General features: G+C 62.9%; 18 protein-coding genes and 1 tRNA gene. 4 read left to right on the top strand and 15 right to left on the bottom strand.

Features of this window, described 5'->3' with window-relative positions; translation table 11 throughout:
* Positions 1–3: 3 nt before the first annotated feature.
* Positions 4–1,152, top strand: a complete 1,149-nt coding sequence (gene rodA, locus M0D64_RS30145; protein WP_054037121.1) for a rod shape-determining protein RodA — start codon at positions 4–6, stop codon at positions 1,150–1,152.
* Between the two features lie 129 nt (positions 1,153–1,281).
* On the opposite strand, the gene M0D64_RS30140 is transcribed toward rodA, so the two are convergent.
* The 14 genes from M0D64_RS30140 to def form a co-directional block, all read right to left on the bottom strand.
* On the bottom strand, positions 1,282–1,932 hold the full coding sequence (locus M0D64_RS30140) for a tetratricopeptide repeat protein (protein ID WP_266260478.1): 651 nt from the start codon (positions 1,930–1,932) through the stop codon (positions 1,282–1,284).
* Between the two features lie 50 nt (positions 1,933–1,982).
* On the bottom strand, positions 1,983–2,765 hold the full coding sequence (locus M0D64_RS30135; RefSeq protein ID WP_171925224.1) for an HpcH/HpaI aldolase/citrate lyase family protein: 783 nt from the start codon (positions 2,763–2,765) through the stop codon (positions 1,983–1,985).
* Positions 2,766–2,977: 212 nt separating this feature from the next.
* A complete protein-coding gene (gene queD, locus M0D64_RS30130) occupies positions 2,978–3,421 on the bottom strand; it encodes a 6-carboxytetrahydropterin synthase QueD (RefSeq protein ID WP_093634683.1) in 444 nt (147 codons plus the stop codon).
* Between the two features lie 9 nt (positions 3,422–3,430).
* A complete protein-coding gene (gene queE, locus M0D64_RS30125; RefSeq protein WP_154559671.1) occupies positions 3,431–4,063 on the bottom strand; it encodes a 7-carboxy-7-deazaguanine synthase in 633 nt (210 codons plus the stop codon).
* 85 nt (positions 4,064–4,148) lie between these two features.
* Positions 4,149–4,880, bottom strand: a complete 732-nt coding sequence (queC, locus tag M0D64_RS30120; RefSeq protein ID WP_054037110.1) for a 7-cyano-7-deazaguanine synthase QueC — start codon at positions 4,878–4,880, stop codon at positions 4,149–4,151.
* Between the two features lie 426 nt (positions 4,881–5,306).
* Positions 5,307–5,382: transfer RNA gene (locus M0D64_RS30115), tRNA-Phe, on the bottom strand.
* A 97-nt stretch (positions 5,383–5,479) separates the two neighbouring features.
* Entirely contained in the window at positions 5,480–6,169 is a 690-nt protein-coding gene (gene esaR, locus M0D64_RS30110; protein ID WP_054037109.1) for a response regulator transcription factor EsaR, read from the bottom strand.
* Positions 6,170–8,584 (bottom strand): PAS domain-containing sensor histidine kinase, encoded by a 2,415-nt coding sequence (locus M0D64_RS30105; protein WP_171925225.1) that lies wholly within the window; start codon positions 8,582–8,584, stop codon positions 6,170–6,172.
* Positions 8,574–9,173 carry a DUF4390 domain-containing protein gene (locus tag M0D64_RS30100; RefSeq protein ID WP_054037187.1) on the bottom strand — a complete coding sequence of 200 codons (600 nt, stop codon included), beginning with the start codon at positions 9,171–9,173 and terminating at the stop codon, positions 8,574–8,576. Before M0D64_RS30100 ends, M0D64_RS30105 begins: the two co-directional genes overlap by 11 nt.
* The gene (rsmB, locus tag M0D64_RS30095; protein WP_171925226.1) at positions 9,170–10,609 is read right to left on the bottom strand and encodes a 16S rRNA (cytosine(967)-C(5))-methyltransferase RsmB; all 1,440 of its coding nucleotides are present in this window, start codon (positions 10,607–10,609) and stop codon (positions 9,170–9,172) included. Before rsmB ends, M0D64_RS30100 begins: the two co-directional genes overlap by 4 nt.
* Positions 10,610–10,907: 298 nt before the next feature.
* Positions 10,908–11,765, bottom strand: a complete 858-nt coding sequence (htpX, locus tag M0D64_RS30090; protein WP_054037107.1) for a zinc metalloprotease HtpX — start codon at positions 11,763–11,765, stop codon at positions 10,908–10,910.
* Between the two features lie 103 nt (positions 11,766–11,868).
* Positions 11,869–12,510, bottom strand: a complete 642-nt coding sequence (locus tag M0D64_RS30085; RefSeq protein ID WP_266240714.1) for a LysE family translocator — start codon at positions 12,508–12,510, stop codon at positions 11,869–11,871.
* A gap of 113 nt (positions 12,511–12,623) precedes the next feature.
* A complete protein-coding gene (gene fmt / locus M0D64_RS30080; RefSeq protein WP_266260461.1) occupies positions 12,624–13,610 on the bottom strand; it encodes a methionyl-tRNA formyltransferase in 987 nt (328 codons plus the stop codon).
* 30 nt (positions 13,611–13,640) lie between these two features.
* A complete protein-coding gene (def, locus tag M0D64_RS30075; protein ID WP_154559666.1) occupies positions 13,641–14,144 on the bottom strand; it encodes a peptide deformylase in 504 nt (167 codons plus the stop codon).
* A 243-nt stretch (positions 14,145–14,387) separates the two neighbouring features.
* On the opposite strand from def, the gene dprA reads away from it, so the two are divergent.
* From dprA to M0D64_RS30060, 3 genes are all read left to right on the top strand, one after another.
* Entirely contained in the window at positions 14,388–15,650 is a 1,263-nt protein-coding gene (dprA, locus tag M0D64_RS30070; protein WP_266260460.1) for a DNA-processing protein DprA, read from the top strand.
* Between the two features lie 89 nt (positions 15,651–15,739).
* Positions 15,740–16,117 carry a thioredoxin family protein gene (locus M0D64_RS30065; RefSeq protein ID WP_097390883.1) on the top strand — a complete coding sequence of 126 codons (378 nt, stop codon included), beginning with the start codon at positions 15,740–15,742 and terminating at the stop codon, positions 16,115–16,117.
* A gap of 249 nt (positions 16,118–16,366) precedes the next feature.
* Positions 16,367–19,045, top strand: a complete 2,679-nt coding sequence (locus M0D64_RS30060; RefSeq protein ID WP_266260458.1) for a DNA topoisomerase III — start codon at positions 16,367–16,369, stop codon at positions 19,043–19,045.
* Between the two features lie 147 nt (positions 19,046–19,192).
* Here M0D64_RS30060 and M0D64_RS30055 read toward each other — a convergent pair whose 3' ends face one another.
* A complete protein-coding gene (locus M0D64_RS30055) occupies positions 19,193–20,293 on the bottom strand; it encodes a LysR family transcriptional regulator (protein WP_097390881.1) in 1,101 nt (366 codons plus the stop codon).
* Positions 20,294–20,304 lie beyond the last annotated feature (11 nt).

Here is a 20,304-nt window from a genome sequence, read left to right as displayed (position 1 = left end):
GGCATGCAATTCGACAAGCGCGCCTGGCTCGACCGCATCAAGCGGATGTTCGTGGGCTTCGACCGTCCGCTCGCCCTGATCGTGTTTCTGCTGCTGTGCGTCGGCATCATCACGCTTTACAGCGCGACGCTGGACATGCCCGGCCGCGTGGAAGACCAACTGCGCAACATCATGCTGACGTTCGTGCTGATGTGGGCGCTGGCCAATGTGCCGCCCACCACACTGATGCGCTTCGCGGTTCCGCTTTATACGTTCGGGATCGCGTTACTGGTGGCCGTGGCGCTGTTCGGCCTCACGCGCAAGGGCGCGAAGCGCTGGATCAACGTCGGCGTGGTGATCCAGCCATCGGAAATTCTGAAGATCGCCACGCCGCTGATGCTCGCCTGGTACTACCAGCGCCGCGAAGGCGTGATGCGCTGGTACGACTTTCTGGTCGGCTTCCTGATCCTGATCGTGCCGGTCGGTTTGATCGCCAAGCAGCCTGACCTGGGCACCGCCGTGCTGGTGTTCGCGGCCGGCCTCTTCGTGATTTACTTCGCGGGGCTGAGTTTCAAGCTGATCGTGCCGGTGCTGATTGCCGGCGTGATCGCGGTCGGCTCGATCGCGGCGTTCCAGGACAAGATCTGTCAGCCGGAAGTGCAGTGGCCGCTGATGCACGATTATCAGAAGCACCGTATCTGTACGCTGCTGGATCCGACGTCCGATCCGCTTGGCAAGGGTTTCCACACGATCCAGGCGGTGATTGCAATCGGCTCGGGCGGCCCGCTCGGCAAGGGCTGGCTGAAGGGTACCCAGGCGCATCTGGAGTTCATCCCCGAGAAGCACACCGACTTCATCTTCGCGGTGTTTTCCGAGGAGTTCGGGCTGGCGGGCGGGATCGTGCTGCTCACGCTTTATATGCTGCTGATCGCGCGCGGTTTGTACATCGCCGCCAATGGGGCGACGCTGTTTGGGCGGCTGCTGGCCGGATCGCTGACGATGGCGTTCTTCACCTATGCGTTTGTCAACATCGGTATGGTGAGCGGGATCTTGCCGGTGGTGGGCGTGCCCTTGCCGTTCATGAGTTACGGCGGCACTGCGCTGACTACGCTGGGGGTCGCGATCGGGCTCATCATGAGCGTCGCGCGGCAGAAGCGGTTGATGCAGAGTTAGAGCGGGGCTGGGCGTAGGTCCCAGACTGCGGAGCCAATGGCAGCAAAGTCGAAGCAGGCCACAGCAGACCTGATAAAGAAAAGGGGCGCACCGTGAGGAGCGCCCCTTTTTCATTTAATGCGGTCTCGTTTACTGCGGTTTCACTTCCTTCTGATCCCGCAACTGCGCGCTGAGTTGCTGATACTTGAGTTTCGCCGCCGGATCGCCCTGTGCCGCCGCAGCCGCGTAGTACGCACGCGCCACGTTCAGGTTCTTGTCCACGCCATCGCCCCCACGCTCATAGAACGAGCCCGTCACGTACTGCGCAGTCATATCACCGCCTTGCGCGGCCTTCTTGTACCAGACAAACGCCTGCTGGTTATCGCGAGTCGTGCCACGGCCATCGAGAAACTGGTTGGCCAACGCGAGTTCCGCCTGCACGTGCCCCTGCTGCGCGGCCCTCAGGAACCACCGGTGCGCTTCGACCGGATCACGCCCGACGAACTCGCCGTCGTCGTACATCTTGCCGTACACGTACTGCGCGTGCGACATGTTGGCGTCGGCGGCTTTGCGCAACCACTTCTTGCCTTCGTCGACATTGGCTTTGGTGCCTTCACCGTTGAGCAACATCATCGCGTAGTTGAACTCGGCCAGCCGGCTGCCGTGCTCCGCCGCTTTACGGAACTCAGCAAGCGCCGCGCCCATATTGCCCGCGTTGTAATCGGCGACCGCGGTTTGCGTCTCCGGATCGCTCGACTTCGCGACGCGATTGTCCTGCGCAAACGCCGTCACATTCGCCATCAACGCCGCGGTAACCGCCAGACGCACCACGACGCACTGCACCATCCCCTTCATGTCCTCACCTCCTGCAACGCCTGGCGGGTCGCGCGCAACATCCACATGACGTCGGCGGCCAGGGCGATAAAACGAAAACCGGCATCGCGATGCTGCTTTGCGCTCGCGACATCCATAGCAAAAATTCCCGCGGCGATGCCAGCCTTGTCGGCGGCGCTGACAATGCGCGCCATCGCCGCCTGCACGTCGGCATGCTTCGAATCGCCGAGGTGGCCGAGGCTCGCGGCGAGATCGGCCGGTCCGACGAACAGGCAATCGACGCCCGGCGTAGCCGCGATCTTCTCCACTTCCTGCAGGCCGCGCGCCGACTCGATCTGCACGATGGTCGCGATCTGCGCGTTGGCGGATTGCACGTAGTCGCGCCGCATGCCATACGCAGCCGCCCGCACCGCGCCGGCCACACCGCGCTGACCGTCGAGTGCATCGGCGGTCGGATACTGCGTCAGACGCACGGCCTGTGCCGCCTCTTCCGCGGTTTCGATATTCGGGAACATCAGCGTGCGGGCGCCGGCGTCGAGCACGCGCTTGACGAGCCACGCCTCGCTGGCAGGCACGCGTACAACGGGCTCGCTCGGCAGATGCGCCGCGGCGATCGCGCGCAATTGCGACGTAACGTCACCGCTATCGTTCGGCGCATGCTCCATGTCGATCAGCAACCAGTCGAAACCGGCGTGCGCGAGCGCCTCGGCTGCAGAATCGCTACCGAGCGAAAGCCACAGCCCGAACTGCGTATCGGCTTCTTTAAGACGTTGCTTGAGGGGATTTGTGAAGGTGCTCATTGCCGCGCTCCCTGGCGATGGGACACATCGCCTGAAACGCGGGTGAGGATGGCGCAGCCGAACAGGCCAACGCCCGGGCCGTGACGGCCTGAATGCCTGCTGCGACGCAATGCGGTGACCGGCATGTCTCGCTCCATGTGGTTATCGGAGCGATCATACCGTGACAATAACGCGGGGGTTGGGCCGCGGGCTCGAGTCGCGCGGCCCTGAACTTAATCGCGGACCACGTCGGCCCAGCAATTCGGCGTCTCGAACAGACGCACCTTATGCAAACGCAGATTCACGCCGTAATGCGCGTCGTAGACGTTCGCGAGGATATCGAACGCGACGGCGGCGAGATTTTCAACGGTCGGGATGCGATCGAGCACGACCGTCTTGTGTCCCGCCATGGTTTCCAGAAAACCGCGCACCTGTGTATCGCCTTCGTAGACGAGGAACGCATGGTCCCACTTGTCGACCAGATGCTCGACCGCGAGCGACTTCACGTCGGCGAAGTCCATCACCATGCCGCGATCCGGCGCGCCTTCGGTATCGACCAGGTCGCCTTGCAGCGTGATTTCGAGCACATAGCGATGGCCGTGCAGATTACGGCACTGGCTGCGGTGATCGGGGATGCGGTGGCCCGCGTCGAATTCGAGTTTTCGTGTAATCGTCAGCACGGCAAATCAGGGAATGTTCAGATACTTGTGGGTCTGCATCGACAGGCGCCATTGCGGATGGCGTTTGCACCAGTCGATCGCGAGCTTGGTGTTGAGGTCGCGCGACGGGCCGTCCATCGGCTGGACGAGGAAATACTCGAAGTCGAGCTTCGCATACTCGGACAAACGCTGGTTGTCCTGCGGAATCACGACCTTCAGTTCGTTGCCCTTGGTGACGACGAGCGGCGCATCGGCCTTCGGGCTCACGCAGATCCAGTCGATCGTCTCGAGCACCGGCAGCGAGCCGTTGGTTTCGATGGCGATTTCGAAGCCGGCGGCATGCAGCGCGTCGACAAACGGCTGATCGATCTGCAACATCGGCTCACCGCCCGTGCAGACCACGAAGCGTTCGCCCTCGCCTTCCGGCCATTGCGACGCGATCATCTGCACCAGATCTTCCGGCGTACGGTACTTGCCGCCGTTCTCACCATCGGTCCCGACGAAGTCCGTATCGCAGAAACGGCAGACCGCATCCGCACGATCTTCTTCGCGGCCCGACCACAGATTGCAACCGGCGAACCGGCAGAACACGGCCGGACGCCCGGCATTCGCACCCTCGCCCTGCAATGTGTAGAAGATTTCCTTGACCGCGTAAGTCATGCTGCTTTCTGCCTTGTGTTCCTGAAAATAATTGCCTGCGCCGCGCCCGTTCGCACGGTGCGCCAGCGTAAAACTTCGGTGAGCGTCAGACCGGCTCGGTCACCTTCTCACCGGCCAGATACGCTTCGTAACCGCGCTTGCGCAAGCGGCACGCCGGGCATTCGCCGCAGCCGAAACCCCATGCATGCAGTTCCGCGCGCTCGCCGACATAGCAGGTGTGCGTTTCGACGCGCACCAGTTCGACCAGTTCGTCGCCGCCCAACTCGTGCGCGAGGCGCCACGTATCGGCCTTATCGAGCCACATCAGCGGCGTTTCGAGCAGAAAGCGCGTATCCATGCCGAGGTTCAGCGCGACCTGCAATGCCTTCATCGTGTCGTCGCGGCAATCGGGGTAGCCCGAGAAGTCCGTCTCGCACATGCCGCCGACCAGCACCTGCAAACCACGCCGATAGGCGATGGCCGCGGCGATCGTCATGAACATCAGATTGCGGCCCGGCACGAACGTATTCGGCAAACCGTTCGCCGTGGCGTGAATCTCGATTTCGCGCGTCATCGCGGTATCGCTGATCGAGCCGAGCACCGACAGATCGATCATGTGATCTTCGCCGAGGCGGTCGGCCCACGCCGGAAATGTCCGCGTCACCGCGTTACGAAACCCTTCGCGGCATTCGAGTTCGACTCGGTGCCGCTGGCCATAATCGAAGCCCAGCGTCTCGACCGTTTCATAACGTTCGAGGGCCCAGGCGAGGCATGTGGCGGAATCCTGGCCGCCGGAAAACAGCACCAGAGCGCTACGTTTAGCGTCTTTGCGGATCACCGTGAAACTCCGTGAATGATGAGTGCCACGTCGCGCTGCGCGAGGTGCGCCATGCAAGCAACGCGGCGCGACGCGTGCCGGCACTGCTGCCGGCCCAAAGCAGTATAGGCCGCGCCTTCCGCATGCAGAGTCGCTGGGCGCTTATACCGTTAATCGTCGGGCGAAGGGTTTGGCACCTGTCGCGGCCTTGCCGTGTTGCGGCAGAGTGCGCAAAAGGCGCCGCTTCAGGATACGAAAAGACGCGTTTGCTGCGGTGGCGCGCAAGTGGAACGCCTACAGCACCCTCGCATGCAAGTCCTTGAACTGGCGCAATTTTATCACGCGACGCCCAATGCCGCCGAGCGCACCCGCCGCGGAGGCACGCTGGCCATGCCCGTCAGAAAAGGAAAAGCCCCAGGAATCTTGCGATTTCCTGGGGCTGAATCCTGGTGGCCTGGGACGGAATCGAACCATCGACACGCGGATTTTCAATCCGCTGCTCTACCAACTGAGCTACCGGGCCAACGAAGAACGAAATGATATCAAAGGGTCAGCAGCACGGCAAGCCCCCTCTCGAAAAAATCTGCCGCGCCCGAATCTGCGCGCATTGCGCAGGCCCTTCACTCCCCTTTGTTCTTGCCGAGATCGACACCGAGCTGCTTGAGCTTGCGATACAAGTGCGTGCGTTCGAGACCCGTCTTTTCCGCGACGCGCGTCATGCTGCCATTCTCGCGCGCGAGGTGATATTCGAAGTAAGCACGCTCGAACGCATCGCGCGCATCGCGCAACGGGATGTCGAACGAGATCGACGCCGTTTGCGCAGCCAACGCGCCGCTGCCCATGCCATCCGACGACAGCATCGGCAACGCAGCCGCCGAAGCCACGGCCGAAGCGCTGACCGGCAACGCCGGCTTGGCGACCGCGCCGCCCGGTGCACCGACCGCATTGCCGCGGGCGAGGCCCTGCTCGACTGCCTTCAGCAGCTTCTGCAACGCAATCGGCTTCTCGAGGAAATTGAGTGCGCCGATCTTGGTTGCTTCAACCGCCGTATCGATGGTTGCGTGACCGGACATCATGATCACCGGCATGGTCAGCTGCCCCTGCGCGGCCCATTCTTTGAGCAAGGTGACGCCGTCCGTATCGGGCATCCAGATGTCGAGCAGCACCAGGTCCGGCGCCTGGCGCAAGCGGAATTCGCGCGCTTCCTGCGCGTTTTCCGCGGCCTCCACGACATGCCCCTCGTCGCTCAGGATCTCCGAGAGCAATTCCCGGATGCCCATTTCATCATCTACCACCAGGATGGTTGCCATTTACGCTGCCCTTGTCTGCACTGTTGCTTTTGTCGTTCCCTGCGACGCATTGCCATGCGCCGGCCGCGACCCTGCTCCAGGTGCCGCGGCATCGTCTGCCAGTTGAAGGAAGAGGATCGATATCTGCGCGCCTTCAATCACATCGCCCGCTTTCATGCGGTTGCGAATGTCGATGCGCGCGCCGTGTTCGTCGACGATCTTCTTGACCATCGCAAGACCGAGGCCCGTACCTTTGGCCTTGGTCGTCACGTAAGGTTCGAATGCACGTGTCAGGATACGCGCGGGGAAGCCCGGTCCGTTATCCGACACTGTCAGACGCACCGCGACGTGTACTTTGCCTTCCGCGTCGGGGTCTCCGTATTCTACTGTCCTCGTCTCGAGCAACACACGCGGTTGTTCGACGTCGGCCACGGCATCCTGTGCATTCTGCAGCAGGTTGTGAATTACCTGTCGCAATTGTGTCGCGTCGCCGCGAATCGCCGGCAAATCCGCGAGCTCTACCTGAATTGCGCCCTTGCCTTCTTCGATACCGTACAGCGTGAGCACCTCGCTGACCAGTTCGTTCAGTTGCAGATGCGCGAGCACTGCAGGGGGCGTGCGTGCATAGTCGCGGAAATTGTCGACCATCTGCTTCATCGCCGCGACCTGATTGACGATAGTGGTCGCGCCGCGCTTCAGCACATCGGCATCCGAGGGCGACAGCTTGTCGGCGAGTTTCATCTGCAAACGCTCGGCGGACAACTGGATCGGCGTGAGCGGGTTCTTGATCTCGTGCGCGAGACGCCGCGCGACTTCGCCCCAGGCGATCGAACGCTGCGCGGAGATCACATCCGAAATATCGTCGAACACGACGACGTAGCCGGAGGTCTGCATGTCTTCCGCATCGCGATCGGTGGCGGACACAAGACGCGCGCCGCGCACGAGCAAGGTGAGCGGCTCGGTTTCGCCCGGCACCTGCACCGAGAACTGCTGCTGCCAGTGGCCGCGGTCGTCGTGACCGTCGCCGCTTGCGGCCTCGCGATCGGCGAAGGCCTTGCGCACCATGCCGCCGAATTCGCTCAACACGCCAATCTGCTCGAGCGCCGAACCCAGCACCTCCTGGAACTGCTGACGGAAAATCCGCTCGGCGCCGCGGTTTGCGGTCGTGAGACGGAACTGCCGGTCGAACACGAACACACCCGCGGTCAGGTTCGCGAGAATGCTTTCCAGATAGGCTTTCGAATGCTCGAGCGCGATCCGGTTGTTCTCGACCGCCGCGCGCGCTTCGGAGAGCTGCCGCGTCATCGCGTTGAACGACTGCGTGAGGAAGCCCAGTTCGTCACGCGATTTGATTTCGCGCTTTGGCGTGTAGTCGCCCTCGGTCACTTCCTTGGTGCCCTGCGCGAGCAGGAACAACGGTCGCGCAAGCTGATTGCCGAGCGCAAGCGCCAGCATCATCGCGATGAAGGTGGCAAGGAACAGCGCGAGCGTCAGCGTGCCGATGTACATCTTGCGCAAGCCGGTACGGCCCAGCGCCTTCTCCTGATATTCGCGATAAGCCCGCTGCACTGCGTCGGCGTTACGCGCGAGCGACGGCGACACCGGCTGCGTGAGCTGCAGGAAGCGCTCGGTGGGCTGCAGCAGCGACGCGTTCGAATCGGGAATGCGCTGCACGACGCGCAGCCGCAACGCGCCCTTGCTGCCGTGCGCGCGCGGATCGCCGTCGACTTCCCCTTCGATCGCCGCATAGCCGCGGCCACGCGCCTGATCGATCATCAATGGCGTGGGTAAGTCGTTCGACACGAGTGTCGCGTAATTGCCGGACGCCTGCGCGACCACGTGCATGTCCGGCGTCGCGCCCGACATGCTGCGCGTGGGTTCGACGATCGTCGCGTCCTGCACGCCGAACTGATCGCGCAAGCGCAGCAGCGTGAGCGTGGTGCCGGCGGCGTCCGCGCTCGCCAGCTGCTCGGACATCAGGCGGCCCTTGGTCTGCAGATCGGATAGCGACGCGTCGAGCATGCCGCGGCCGAGATTCAGGCCCGAGGTCAACGCGGTTTCGACGTTCACGTCGAACCACGACTCGATACTGCGCGATACGAACTGATACGAGACCACGTAAATGATGCCGCCCGGCACCACGCCGACCAGCGCCATGAAGAACGCGAGTTTCGCTAACAGCCGGGTGCCGAACTTACCTTTTCTAAGCCGCGCAATGATAATGATGACGAGCGTCGCCACCACCAGCAAAAAGATCATCGCGACCACGAGATTGGCCGCGTACAGCCACTGGTAATAGCGGTCGAAAAATTCGGTATTCGCGCTCGCCGCTGCAAGCAGCACGAGCAGCAGCACGGCCGTCACGGCGACCGTGGACACCAGCACGCGCACGACGATGCTGCTGACGCTGGTGGCTTGGCGCACTCTATTTAGCACGTTCGGTCACCGTGAAGGTAAAGCGTTTCCACTCCGACGAGAGGCTCCAGTCGCGGTTGTTCACCGCGTCGATCTGGAACGGCTTGGGCATTAGCGCGATGTCGAGTTGCATGCGCACCGACGCGTTGTACGTCTCCCCGACATGCACCTGATTGCGGTCGATCACGTGCCACGACGTGATGTGCTTGATCACCGCGAGCGCATCTTTCAGCGTCGTGAAGCCGAGCTGCAAGCCACCCGACGACACGCTCGACACACGATACTCACGCGTGAGCGGCTGGAACGACAGGCGAATGCTCTGCGATACGCTCACCGGCTGTTCGTCGAACCAGTACCAGCGCGGCCGGCTCAGCTCGAAGTCTGTCGTGAAGTACAGCGGAATGCCTTTGTTGACGGCGTCTTCGAGATTGCTGTTCAGGTCGAAGTCGAAACGCGCGTCGATGCTCCAGCCGGTGTTGTCCGATTGCAGCGACGCGCGCTGCACCGCGATCGAATCGGCGTACGCCGCGCCCGGTACGGCGAGCCACACGGCCAGCACGATCCAGAGCACGGCAGCGAGCCGAAGCGGGAAGAAGCGTTTGATGGTCACCGTTTCTGAAAGCGCGCGTAGAAAAATCCGTCGTGGTCTGAGTTCGAGCCGGCGCTGTCTTCAGCGGCATGTCCGGCATGGGACCCGGCCGATGTGCCGGCGGGCGCGCGGGCAACTGAGGGTAAAAGTTGCCCCGGCGCGTCCAATCGTACCGCATCCTGGTACTTGTTTCCAAACCACTGCGCCTGCAACTCGCCTTCTTCGGGGAAGATCGAACACGTAACGTAGAGCAACTCGCCGCCTGGCTTCACGAGTGGCCATAGCGCCTCGAGAATACGGCGCTGCTCGGCGACCAGCGCGGGAATATCCGACGCGCGACGCAGCCAGCGAATATCCGGGTGACGCCGCACGATGCCCGAGGCCGAACACGGCACGTCGGCCAGAATGCGGTCGAACGGCTGGTCGATGTCGTCGTGCCATTTTGCGGGCGCACCCGCGTCGCCGATACGCACTTCCGCTTCGAGCTTGAGCCGCTGCAAGTTTTCACCGATGCGACGCGCGCGCGATGCGTCGCTTTCGAGCGCCACGAGCTGCAAGTTGGCAAGTTCGAGCAGATGGCCGGTTTTGCCGCCAGGCGCCGCGCACGCGTCGAGCACTCGCATGCCGTCACGCACGCCGAGCAGTTGCGCAGCGAGTTGCGCGCCGGCGTCTTGCACCGACACCACTCCGTCGTTGAAGCCGGGGATCCGGTCGACGGACATCGGCGTGGTGAGCTTGACGGCGTATTCGCCGGCCCTGCTCGCGGGAATGTGATGGTCCTGCAGTACCTGCAGATAGGCGTCGACTGTCGAGCGGCGCGCGTTGACGCGCAATGTCAGCGGACCCTGCGTGTTGCCGGAGGCGAGCACGGCTTGCCATGCGTCGGGCCACGCGCGCTTCACAGCATCGATCCACCACGCCGGGTAGTTCCAGCGCGCAACTTCGTCAGCTTGCGCTGCGCTCAGCAGCGCCTCACGCTCGCGCAGGAAATTACGCAGCACGGCGTTGACGAGACCCTTTGCGAACGCGAATTCACGACGCGCGGCGATGGCGCTCACCGCCTGATCGACAACCGTGAACGGCGCATAGGCGGCGTTCTCTTCATCGTCGACGAGCAAAGCGAGCGCGCAGGCGAGCACATGACCGACGTGCGGCGGCGGCGCCTTCTTCACCAGCTTCGCGATCAGCCACTCGGCGGTCGCCAGACGCCGCATGGTGCGGTACGCGATGTCCTGCACCGCGCCGCGCGCAGCGGCGGCGCTGCCTTCAGGCGCGGAGACGAATACGGATTGCAACGCGGCCGGCAACGCCGCGCCGAGGCGCACGGCGCCGACGGCCTGGCCCGCGCAGTCGAGCACGAAACCGAGCGATTCGGGCGCGAGATGCAGCATCGTCAAACGGGATTCGCGCGGACGCGTCGATGGGGAAGCAGAACGCGAAGAAGGCTTTGGAGTCATGAAAAAGGCAAAGGCAGGCCGTGCGGTACGCGCGGCGCAAACAGCACACATTGTAGCGTGGCGCGTGGCGAAGGCCGCCGAGGGTGGCGCGTAGCCGCGCCAGCCGAGGCGCGAGCAATAGGGCAAGGCCTCGCAGCGGAGGGCAAGCGACGCTGCGCCCGGAGCGAAAGTGCTCCGCATTGGCCGGATCCGGTCGTGCCGCTACTAATCTGCGGTTCCGGCCGCATAAGCAAAAAGGCGAGCCCGCAGACTCGCCTTTCGTCACGCCGGATTGCCGGATCGCCGGATCAGTGCACCGTTACTCGAAGCGCCCCGTGCGCGCCATTTCCATCAAACGCGCGATGCGTTCCTCGGTGGCCGGGTGCGTCGAGAACAGATTCGCGATGCCGCCGCCCGACAGCGGATTCATGATCATCATCTGCGCGGTGGCCGGATGCTGCTCGGCCGTGGGGAACGGAATGCCGCTCGCGTAGCGATGGATCTTGTCGAGCGCCGAGGCGAGCGCCTGCGGATCGCCGGAAATCTGCGCGCCGCCGCGGTCCGCTTCGAATTCACGCGCACGCGAAATCGCCATCTGAATCAGCGCGCCGGCGATCGGCGCGAGCAACGCGACAGCGATGCCCGCGATCGGGTTCGTCGGACGGCCGTTTTCGTCACGGCTGCCGAAGAACATCGCGAAGTTCGCCAGTGCGGAAATGGCGCCGGCCATGGTCGCCGAAACCGTGGAGATCAGAATGTCGCGGTGCTTCACGTGCGCCAGTTCGTGCGCCATCACGCCGCGCATTTCGCGCTCAGACAACACGCGCAGGATGCCCGTGGTGGCGGCGACAGCCGCATGCTCCGGATTGCGGCCGGTAGCAAACGCGTTCGGCGCGTCTTCGTTGATCAGGTAGACGCGCGGCATTGGCAGGCCGGCACGCGTGGAAAGCTCGCGCACCATGCGATAGAACTGCGGCGCACTGTTTTCGTCGACTTCCTGCGCGTTGTACATGCGCAGGACCATCTTGTCCGAGAACCAGTACGAAAAGAAATTCATCCCAAGGGCGATCACGAGCGCGATCGTCATGCCGCGCGACCCGCCGATCATCCCGCCGATCACGATGAAAAGGGCCGTGATCGCGGCCATCAACATCGCGGTTTTGACCCAATTGAACATGTCTGCTACTCCTTGCCCTAACGCGGGTTCATATCTGCGCCGCGTGATCGCGGCGGCTGATTGTAAGCGAAATGTTAGATATGGGCGCGTGAGGAAAATTCAATCATCTTGATGCGGTGGCGAGCTTGATGCCCAAGCCGACGAATGCGCTGCCGACGCCGCGATCCAGCCACCGCTTCATCAAGGGCTGGCCGGAGAAGCGCTGGGTCACGCTGCCGGCAACCCACGCGACAAAACTGTTCCAGATCATGCTCATCACGACGAACACTCCGCCGAGCGTGAGGAACGCCAGCGCTTTATGGTCGCTGCCCGTTGTGACGAATTGCGGAAAGAACGACACGAAGAACAGCACGACCTTGGGATTCAGCACATTGGTCCAGAAGCCTTGCAGGAACAACTGACGCAATGATTTCGGCGCGCCGGCCGCGCGCGCTTCACCCACCGCCTGGTCTGCCGCCGGCTTCGCGAAAATCAGGCGCAGGCCGAGATACATCAGATAAATAGCACCGACGAACTTGATAACGGTGAATGCGGTGGCCGAAGCGGCCAGCAGCGCCGTCAGGCCGAACGCGCAGGCAAGCGAATGAACGCAGCAACCGGCGGAGATGCCGAGCGCGGACATCAGCCCTGCGCCACGACCCTGTGCGACGCTGCGCCCGACGATGTAAGCCGTATCGGGACCGGGCGTCACATTCAGCAGAAAGACCGCGACGACGAAAAACTCGAAATGGGTGATGCCAAACATGGAGATCCTCTAAACGCGGGCTGTTGCATAGAGGATTCTAACGCGCTGCAGACTTGCAGCGGGGCTCTTGAACATCGGCCGAATGGACGATGTTCAAGCTATGCGCAAGGCGGTTATTTTGTTTCGGGAAGCTGGAAACGCTGACCCGCGGCCAGCGTGGCGCCGGCCAGGAATTCGCGCACCGGCAAGCGCTTGCCGCCGGGTTTTTGCAATTGCGTGAGACGCAGGGCGCCTTCGCCACAGGCAACCACGACGCCTTCCGGAGAAACGTCGGCGATCGTGCCGGGCGCTGTGTTGCCTTGCGCCTCGACCGGGACCGCCGCCCAGATCTTGATCGACGTACCGTCTTCCAGCGTGCCCACGCCGCCGGGGAACGGGTCGAACGCGCGCACCTGACGCGCAAGGACCGTGGCTGGCTTACTCCAGTCGAGTGCAGCCTCGTGCTTGCCGATCTTTTCCGCGTAAGTCACGCCGTCCGCGGGTTGCGGCGTTGCCGCCAGCTTGCCGCTACGCTCGAGTTCGATCAGTGCTTCGACGATCAGCTTCGCGCCGTCCTGTGCGAGGCGGTCGTGGAGCGTGGCCGTCGTGTCGTCGGCGGAAATCGGTGTGCGCACTTCGGAAACCATCGCGCCGGTATCGAGGCCGACGTCCATCTGCATCAGCGTGATACCGGTTTCCGTGTCGCCCGCCTCGATCGCACGGTGGATCGGCGCGGCGCCGCGCCAGCGCGGCAACAGCGACCCGTGAATGTTGATGCAACCCAGCGGCGGAATATCGAGCACTTCCTGAGGCAGGATCAGACCATATGCGGCCACCACCATCACGTCGTGCGGCGTGGCGCGCAGTTGATCGATCGCGGCGGTGGCCTCGGCCGGATATTTGCCGGCGCGGCGCAGCGAAGGCGGCTGCGCCACAGCAAGCCCGTGTTCCTGCGCGTAGCGTTTGACCGGACTCGCCTGCAATTTCATCCCGCGTCCCGCGGGCCGGTCGGGCTGAGTCAGCACGAGCGGCACCGGAAAACCGGCGCTGTGAATCGCGGCCAGCGCGGCCGCGGCGAACTCCGGCGTACCGGCAAAGATGACGCGCAACGAATGACTCATGAAGGGGGCAGTAGGCGAGGTGGACGCGCGTTACATCGCGTGGGCGAGCTTCTTCATCTTGCTCTTGATGCGCGTCTGTTTGAGCGACGACAGGTACTCGACGAACACGCGGCCCATCAGGTGATCCATTTCGTGCTGGATGCACACGGCCAGCAAGCCTTCGCAATCCAGCTCGAAGGTTTCGCCCTTCTCGTTCAGCGCCCGCACGCGCACTTTCTCGGCGCGCTCGACGTTGTCGTAAATGCCCGGTACCGAGAGGCAGCCCTCTTCCGACAACTTCTTCTCGTCGCTCGACCAGATGATTTCCGGATTGATGAAGGCGAGCAGCTCGTCGTGCGTTTCCGACACGTCGATCACGATCACGCGTTCATGCACGTCCACCTGGGTCGCCGCGAGGCCGACGCCGGGCGCGCCATACATCGTTTCGGCCATGTCGGCGACGAGCCGGCGGATGCGGTCGTTGACCGCTTCGACCGGCTTCGCAATCTTGTGCAACCGCTTGTCCGGGTAATTGAGAATGTTCAGTAAAGCCATGATCTTGAGTGTGTTTTTTCGGCGCCGCTGCCGGTGGAAGGCTAGCGTTGGCCATTCGGCCAGGTTGTGGGCACATCGCGTTACGCAGAGGATAGAGGCTGTCGAACCGGTTCGATTCAACGCGCCACGTGCGCCAAACGACGAGCCCGCGCGGGTGGGCGCGGCGCTGCAGTTATTTCGGATGATGAAAATTTTAGCATGGCGCCCGCCTGCCCGCTGGCTCCGTAAGAGGATCGACCGTCAATGCATACCTTGCCCGCAACCGATATTGAACTCGCCGCCTGGCTGCGGCTTTCGCTCGCACCGGGGCTGAAGCCCGCTGCCCTGCGTCTACTGCTGGGCGCTTTCGGACTGCCGGAAGCGATCTTCAATCAATCGCCCGAGGCACTTGCCGGGATCGCGGGTGAGGCCGCGACGCGCGCCGTGCTGGCGCCGTCCAGCCCAGATTTCGACGCGCAACTCGACGCGGTAATCGCATGGCGCGAACTGCCCGGCAACCACGTGGTGACACTCGACGATCCTGCCTACCCGCCCGCGCTGCTGACCATGCCCGATCCGCCGCCACTACTATATATAAAGGGCCGGCTGGATCTGCTGCATACGAGGGCGGTCGCCCTGGTGGGCAGCCGCAGCGCGACACCGCAAGGCGCTGAAGACGCGGAGCGCTTCGCGCGCGAGCTTTCGCAGGCCGGTGTCACGATCGTATCGGGGCTCGCGCTGGGCATCGACGGTGCCGCGCATCGGGGCGGCCTGGAAGGCGTCGGTAGCACGGTGGCCGTAATCGGCACCGGCGCGGACCTCGTGTATCCCGCCGCGCATCATGCACTTGCGCGGCAGATTGCAATGCAAGGCGCGATCCTGTCGGAATGGCCGCTCGGCACACCGGCGCGCGCCGCCAATTTTCCACAGCGTAACCGCTTGATCGCCGGCCTCGTCAGCGGGGTTGTGATCGTCGAGGCCGCCATGCGCTCGGGCTCGCTGATCACGGCGCGGCTCGCCAATGAAATGGGGCGCGATATCTTCGCGTTGCCCGGCTCGATCCATGCACCGTTGTCGCGCGGTTGTCATCGGATCATCAAGCAGGGCGCCAAGCTGGTGGAAACGCCCGATGAGGTGTTGGAGGAACTGGGCGTCTCGAGGCCCGTGGCAACGAAGGCCGCCGGCGGGCAAGCCGTTCTTTGGGACGGCGAGGCGGGCTGGCGAAATTCCTCAACGGGGCTGGCGTCGGTGGCAGATCAACCGGATTCGGCAGCCGCGCCAGCCTCAGCCGCGACTCAGCCGGAATTGACGGCTGCGCCGGCAGCATCCGCGGCCCCGCCGGCCATGAGCGCAGAGGCGTTGCAACTCCTCGACGCACTCGGTCACGCCCCCGCCACGCTTGAAATTCTTGCCACCCGCACCGAGATGGGGGACGCGGCATTGCAAAACACGCTGCTGCAGCTCGAACTCGCCGGCCAGGTGACCGCGCTGCCCGGCGGCCGCTTCACGCGAGCCACCCACGGCTGACCCCGCATCGACCAGGGTTGACCACCATTCGGGATCGGCCATGCTACATTCGCGCCAAAGCACCTGACAAAAGTACGCAAGGAACCACCATGCCCGCGCTGAATCTCGACACCGACCAAGACCGGATCGCCGAGCGCGTCAACGAACCCGACACGCTGTTCGTGGCCTGCCTGTGCGCGGAGTGGTGCGGGACCTGTCGTGAGTATCGGGACGCCTTCGACCGGCTGGCCGATAAGCATCCGGAGATCTGTTTCGCATGGATCGACATCGAAACCCATGCCGACCGCTTCGACGATCTGGATGTCGAAAATTTTCCGACCATCCTGATCGAAGACTCAGTAACGACACGTTTTTTTGGCACGGTTTTGCCGCAGGCGGCGATTGTGGAGCGGATGTTGTCCGATCTGACGGCCGTGCCCGGCGTCAGCGGCGCGCCCAAACTGCGGCCCGCGCTCGCCGTCGCGTGAATGTGGTCGCCGGCCGCTGAACCTTGTGGCACGGCCATTGCGAGCGACACACAGCGCGTTTTCCGCAGCTTGCCCAGTTACTGAGCGCGCAATTATCATGGCGCGCTTTTTATGGCACTTGACACGCCGCGCTGGCGCCGTGTGCTATAAAGCGGTCGTTATTGGGTCGCAAAGGTCGCAAACGAGGGTCGCGCTAATAAATGCGCACTCAAGGCCATCAACCCGGATCTACCAACCTCACATCGAGTCATGTCCAAAGCACTGATCATCGCCGAAAAGCCTTCCGTCGCGAACGACATCGCGCGCGCTTTGGGCGGCTTTACCAAGCATGACGAATACTACGAAAGCGACGACTACGTCCTTTCCTCGGCAGTCGGCCACTTGCTGGAAATCGCCGCGCCCGAAGACTATGAAGTCAAACGCGGCAAGTGGAGTTTCGCCAACTTGCCCGTCATTCCGCCGCATTTCGATCTGAATCCGATCGCCAAGAGCGAGTCGCGCCTGAAGGTACTGACCAAGCTGCTCAAGCGTAAAGACGTCGATCGTCTGATCAACGCATGTGACGCGGGGCGCGAGGGCGAGCTGATTTTCCGCCTGATCGCGCAACACGCGAAAGCGAAGCAACCGGTACAGCGCCTGTGGCTTCAGTCGATGACAGCGGGCTCGATTCGCGACGGCTTTGCCCGCCTGCGTAGCGACGAAGAAATGCAGCCGCTCGCCGATGCGGCGCGCTGCCGCTCGGAAGCGGACTGGCTGGTCGGCATCAACGGAACGCGCGCCATGACGGCGTTCAACAGCAAGGGCGGCGGCTTCTTCCTGACCACGGTCGGGCGGGTGCAGACGCCGACGCTGTCGATCGTTGTCGAGCGCGAAGAAAAGATTCGCCGCTTCGTGCCGCGCGATTATTGGGAAGTGAAGGCGGAGTTCGTCTGCGCGGCCGGTTTCTACGAAGGCCGCTGGTTCGATCCGCAATTCAAGCGCGACGAGTTCGATCCGGAAAAACGCGATTCGCGCCTGTGGGCACTGCCCGCGGCCGAAACGATCGTCGCCGCCTGCCGCGGCCAGATCGGCAAGGTAACCGAAGAATCAAAGCCGTCCACGCAACTGTCGCCGGCGCTGTTCGACCTGACCAGCTTGCAGCGTGAGGCCAACGGCCGCTTCGGCTTCTCGGCGAAGAACACGTTGGGCCTCGCTCAGGCGCTGTACGAAAAGCACAAGGTGCTGACCTATCCCCGGACCGACGCGCGCGCGTTGCCGGAAGACTATATGGATACGGTCAAGGAAACGCTTGGCATGCTCAAGGAGAGCAACAACTATCTCCCGTACGCCAAGCAGGTGCTCGACAAGGGCTGGGTGAAGCCGAACAAGCGCATCTTCGATAACTCGAAGATCAGCGACCACTTCGCAATCATCCCGACGGCGCAGGCGCCAAAGAATCTGTCCGAGCCGGAACAGAAGCTCTATGACCTGGTCGTGAAGCGCTTCCTGTCGGTGTTCTTCCCGGCTGCTGAATACCGGGTGACGACGCGGATCACGGAAGTGGTCGGTCATCACTTCAAGACTGAAGGCAAGGTACTGGTCGAACCGGGCTGGTTGCAGGTCTATGGCCGCGAAATCAGCGGCGAAGACGCGAACCTCGTGCCGGTGCAGAACGACGAGAAGGTCAAGACGGACAAGATCGCCGCCCAGCAACTGGTGACGAAACCGCCCGCACGCTACAACGAAGCGACCTTGCTCTCGGCTATGGAAGGCGCGGGCAAGCTGGTCGAAGACGACGAATTGCGCGAAGCCATGGCGGCCAAGGGGCTCGGCACGCCGGCCACACGCGCCGCTATCATCGAAGGGCTGCTCGGCGAAAAGTATCTGATCCGCGAAGGCCGCGATCTGATTCCGACCGCCAAAGCATTCCAGTTGATGACGCTGCTGCGCGGTCTCGGCGTGAAGGAACTGACCGCGCCGGAATTGACCGGCGAGTGGGAATACAAGCTCTCGCAGATGGAGCGTGGCAACCTGCCGCGCGACGCGTTCATGCAGGAAATCGCCCGCATGACGCAAACCATCGTCAAGCGCGCGAAAGAGTACGATTCCGATACGATCCCGGGCGATTACGCGACGTTGCAAACGCCGTGTCCGAATTGCGGCGGTCAGGTGAAGGAAAACTACCGGCGCTTTGCGTGCTCGAAGTGCGAGTTCTCGATCTCGAAGATTCCGGGCGGCCGTCAGTTCGAAATCCCGGAAGTTGAAGAGCTGTTGCAGAACAAGACGATCGGACCGCTGTCGGGTTTCCGCAGCAAGATGGGCCGCCCGTTCTCCGCGATCCTCAAGCTCTCGCTCGATGACGAGATCAAGAACTACAAGCTCGAATTCGACTTCGGTCAGGATTCCGGCGGCGAAGACGGCGAACCGCCTGACTTCTCCGATCAAGAGGCGGTTGGCGCGTGCCCGAAGTGCAAGGGCCGCGTGTTCGAACACGGCATGAGCTATGTCTGCGAGAACTCGGTTGCCAATCCGAAGACTTGCGACTTCCGCTCGGGCAAGGTGATTCTGCAGCAGGAAATCGCGCGTGAGCAGATGGCGAAGTTGCTCGAGGAAGGACGCACCGATCTGCTGACGAACTTCAAGTCGTCGCGCACCGGCCGCAACTTCAAGGCGTTCCTCGTCAAGCAGAACGACGGCAAGATCGGCTTCGAATTCGAGAAGAAAGAGCCGTCGGCCAAGACCGCAGCGAAAACCGCGGCGGCCAAGACTGCAGCGAAGGCAGCGCCGGAGTCTGATGACGAAGACGCACCGGTCGCAGTGAAGGCAGTGCCCGCCAAAAAGGCCGCAGCGAAGAAAGTGCCCGCTACGAAGACGGCGGCTGCGAAAAAGACCGCCGCTGCCAAGAAGGCGCCGGCTAAGAAAGCAGTAGCACGCAAGACGGGCTCGTAATTCGGGCGGAGGCTGGAGGGTATTCTGCTTCCAGCCAGCTTCGAACTTGCCGATAAAAAAGGCGCAGTCACTTCCGTGACTGCGCCTTTTTATTTGTCGGCCCGGCAGCGCTTGCCTCAAGCGCTGCCGGCGCCATCGCCCGACTAGTTACAGCGGCGACAGAGCGGTAGGCCGCGGACGATTCGTCGTCTTTGCCAAAGTCTTCGGCAGCGGCGACAACTCGCTATCCAGCAGCCGTGACAGTGGCTCAGCGCCATCGAACGCTTCCGGCGGCATGGGGTCCGCTGAATCGAGCGCGGCGGACGTAGCGGGCCTGCCAAGCCCGTCCTTGATCCACTGCTCACCGAGCAGACTATTCGGCGTCTGGCTGAAATGCTCGACCAGATGATCGATAAACGTTCGCACCTTCGCCGGCAAGTGACGGCGGCTCGGATACGCGATGTTGATCTCGACCTGCGGCAAACGGAAATCGCCGAGCAAACGCACGAGCCTGCCGCGCGTCATGTCACGGCCGATCAGGTAGCTCGGCAGAATCGCGATGCCCATGCCGAGCAGCGCGAACTGCCGCAGCATCTCCGTGTTGTTCGCCACGATGACGTTGACCGGCCGCACGCGCACTTCGCCTTCCGAACCCGTGAACACCCGCTCGTCGCCCCAATACTCGGACGGCAAGCTCAGGCACGGGTGCTCGAGCAGATGCTCGGGACGCGTGGGCGTGCCGTGCTTTTCCAGATACGCGGGCGTCGCGCATACCGTCATGCAACCGGTGGTCAAGCGCCGCGTGACAATGCTCGCGCTGCGCATCTGCCGCGTGACCACCACACCGACGTCGAAACCTTCTTCGACCAGATCAACCTGACGGTCGACCAGCGTGACATCGGGAATGACTTTCGGATAGCGCTCCGCGTAGGTTTGCAGCACGGGCGCAAGGTTATGCAACCCAAACACGACCGGTGCGACTATGCGCAGCGTGCCGACGGGTTCGTGATTGCGCGCGACCACCATCTGCTCGACGTCTTCCAGTTCGTCGAGAATCTGGCGCGCGCGCTCGAGATAAACCTGGCCGGATTCGGTCAGAGACAAGCTGCGGGTTGTGCGATTGAGCAGCCGCGTACCAAGACGGCCTTCGAGATCGGCAACGTGACGGGTGGCAACTGCGTTGGAAATATCCATCGCGCTCGCAGCGCGGGCAAAACTGCCGAGATCCGCCACTTTGACGAAAACTCGCATCGACTGCAAATGATCCATAAGACAACTCC

Origin of the sequence: Paraburkholderia sp. WS6, from assembly GCF_030464835.1 — a bacterium.
In the GTDB taxonomy this organism is placed as follows: domain Bacteria; phylum Pseudomonadota; class Gammaproteobacteria; order Burkholderiales; family Burkholderiaceae; genus Paraburkholderia; species Paraburkholderia madseniana.
The sequence above is the reverse complement of the archived record's forward strand: the minus strand, read 5'-3'. Positions and strand labels throughout refer to the sequence as shown.

Bases quoted from the DNA above. Each gene is read 5' to 3' on its own strand.
- rsmB (WP_171925226.1), bottom strand. From the start codon at position 10,609: ATGACTCCAAAGCCTTCTTCGCGTTCTGCTTCCCCATCGACGCGTCCG.
- def (WP_154559666.1), bottom strand. From the start codon at position 14,144: ATGGCTTTACTGAACATTCTCAATTACCCGGACAAGCGGTTGCACAAG.
- htpX (WP_054037107.1), bottom strand. From the start codon at position 11,765: ATGTTCAATTGGGTCAAAACCGCGATGTTGATGGCCGCGATCACGGCC.
- queE (WP_154559671.1), bottom strand. From the start codon at position 4,063: ATGACTTACGCGGTCAAGGAAATCTTCTACACATTGCAGGGCGAGGGT.
- M0D64_RS30085 (WP_266240714.1), bottom strand. From the start codon at position 12,510: ATGTTTGGCATCACCCATTTCGAGTTTTTCGTCGTCGCGGTCTTTCTG.
- M0D64_RS30055 (WP_097390881.1), bottom strand. From the start codon at position 20,293: ATGGATCATTTGCAGTCGATGCGAGTTTTCGTCAAAGTGGCGGATCTC.
- M0D64_RS30060 (WP_266260458.1), top strand. From the start codon at position 16,367: ATGTCCAAAGCACTGATCATCGCCGAAAAGCCTTCCGTCGCGAACGAC.
- M0D64_RS30135 (WP_171925224.1), bottom strand. From the start codon at position 2,765: ATGAGCACCTTCACAAATCCCCTCAAGCAACGTCTTAAAGAAGCCGAT.
- M0D64_RS30065 (WP_097390883.1), top strand. From the start codon at position 15,740: ATGCCCGCGCTGAATCTCGACACCGACCAAGACCGGATCGCCGAGCGC.
- esaR (WP_054037109.1), bottom strand. From the start codon at position 6,169: ATGGCAACCATCCTGGTGGTAGATGATGAAATGGGCATCCGGGAATTG.
- rodA (WP_054037121.1), top strand. From the start codon at position 4: ATGCAATTCGACAAGCGCGCCTGGCTCGACCGCATCAAGCGGATGTTC.
- M0D64_RS30140 (WP_266260478.1), bottom strand. From the start codon at position 1,932: ATGGCGAATGTGACGGCGTTTGCGCAGGACAATCGCGTCGCGAAGTCG.
- dprA (WP_266260460.1), top strand. From the start codon at position 14,388: ATGCATACCTTGCCCGCAACCGATATTGAACTCGCCGCCTGGCTGCGG.
- fmt (WP_266260461.1), bottom strand. From the start codon at position 13,610: ATGAGTCATTCGTTGCGCGTCATCTTTGCCGGTACGCCGGAGTTCGCC.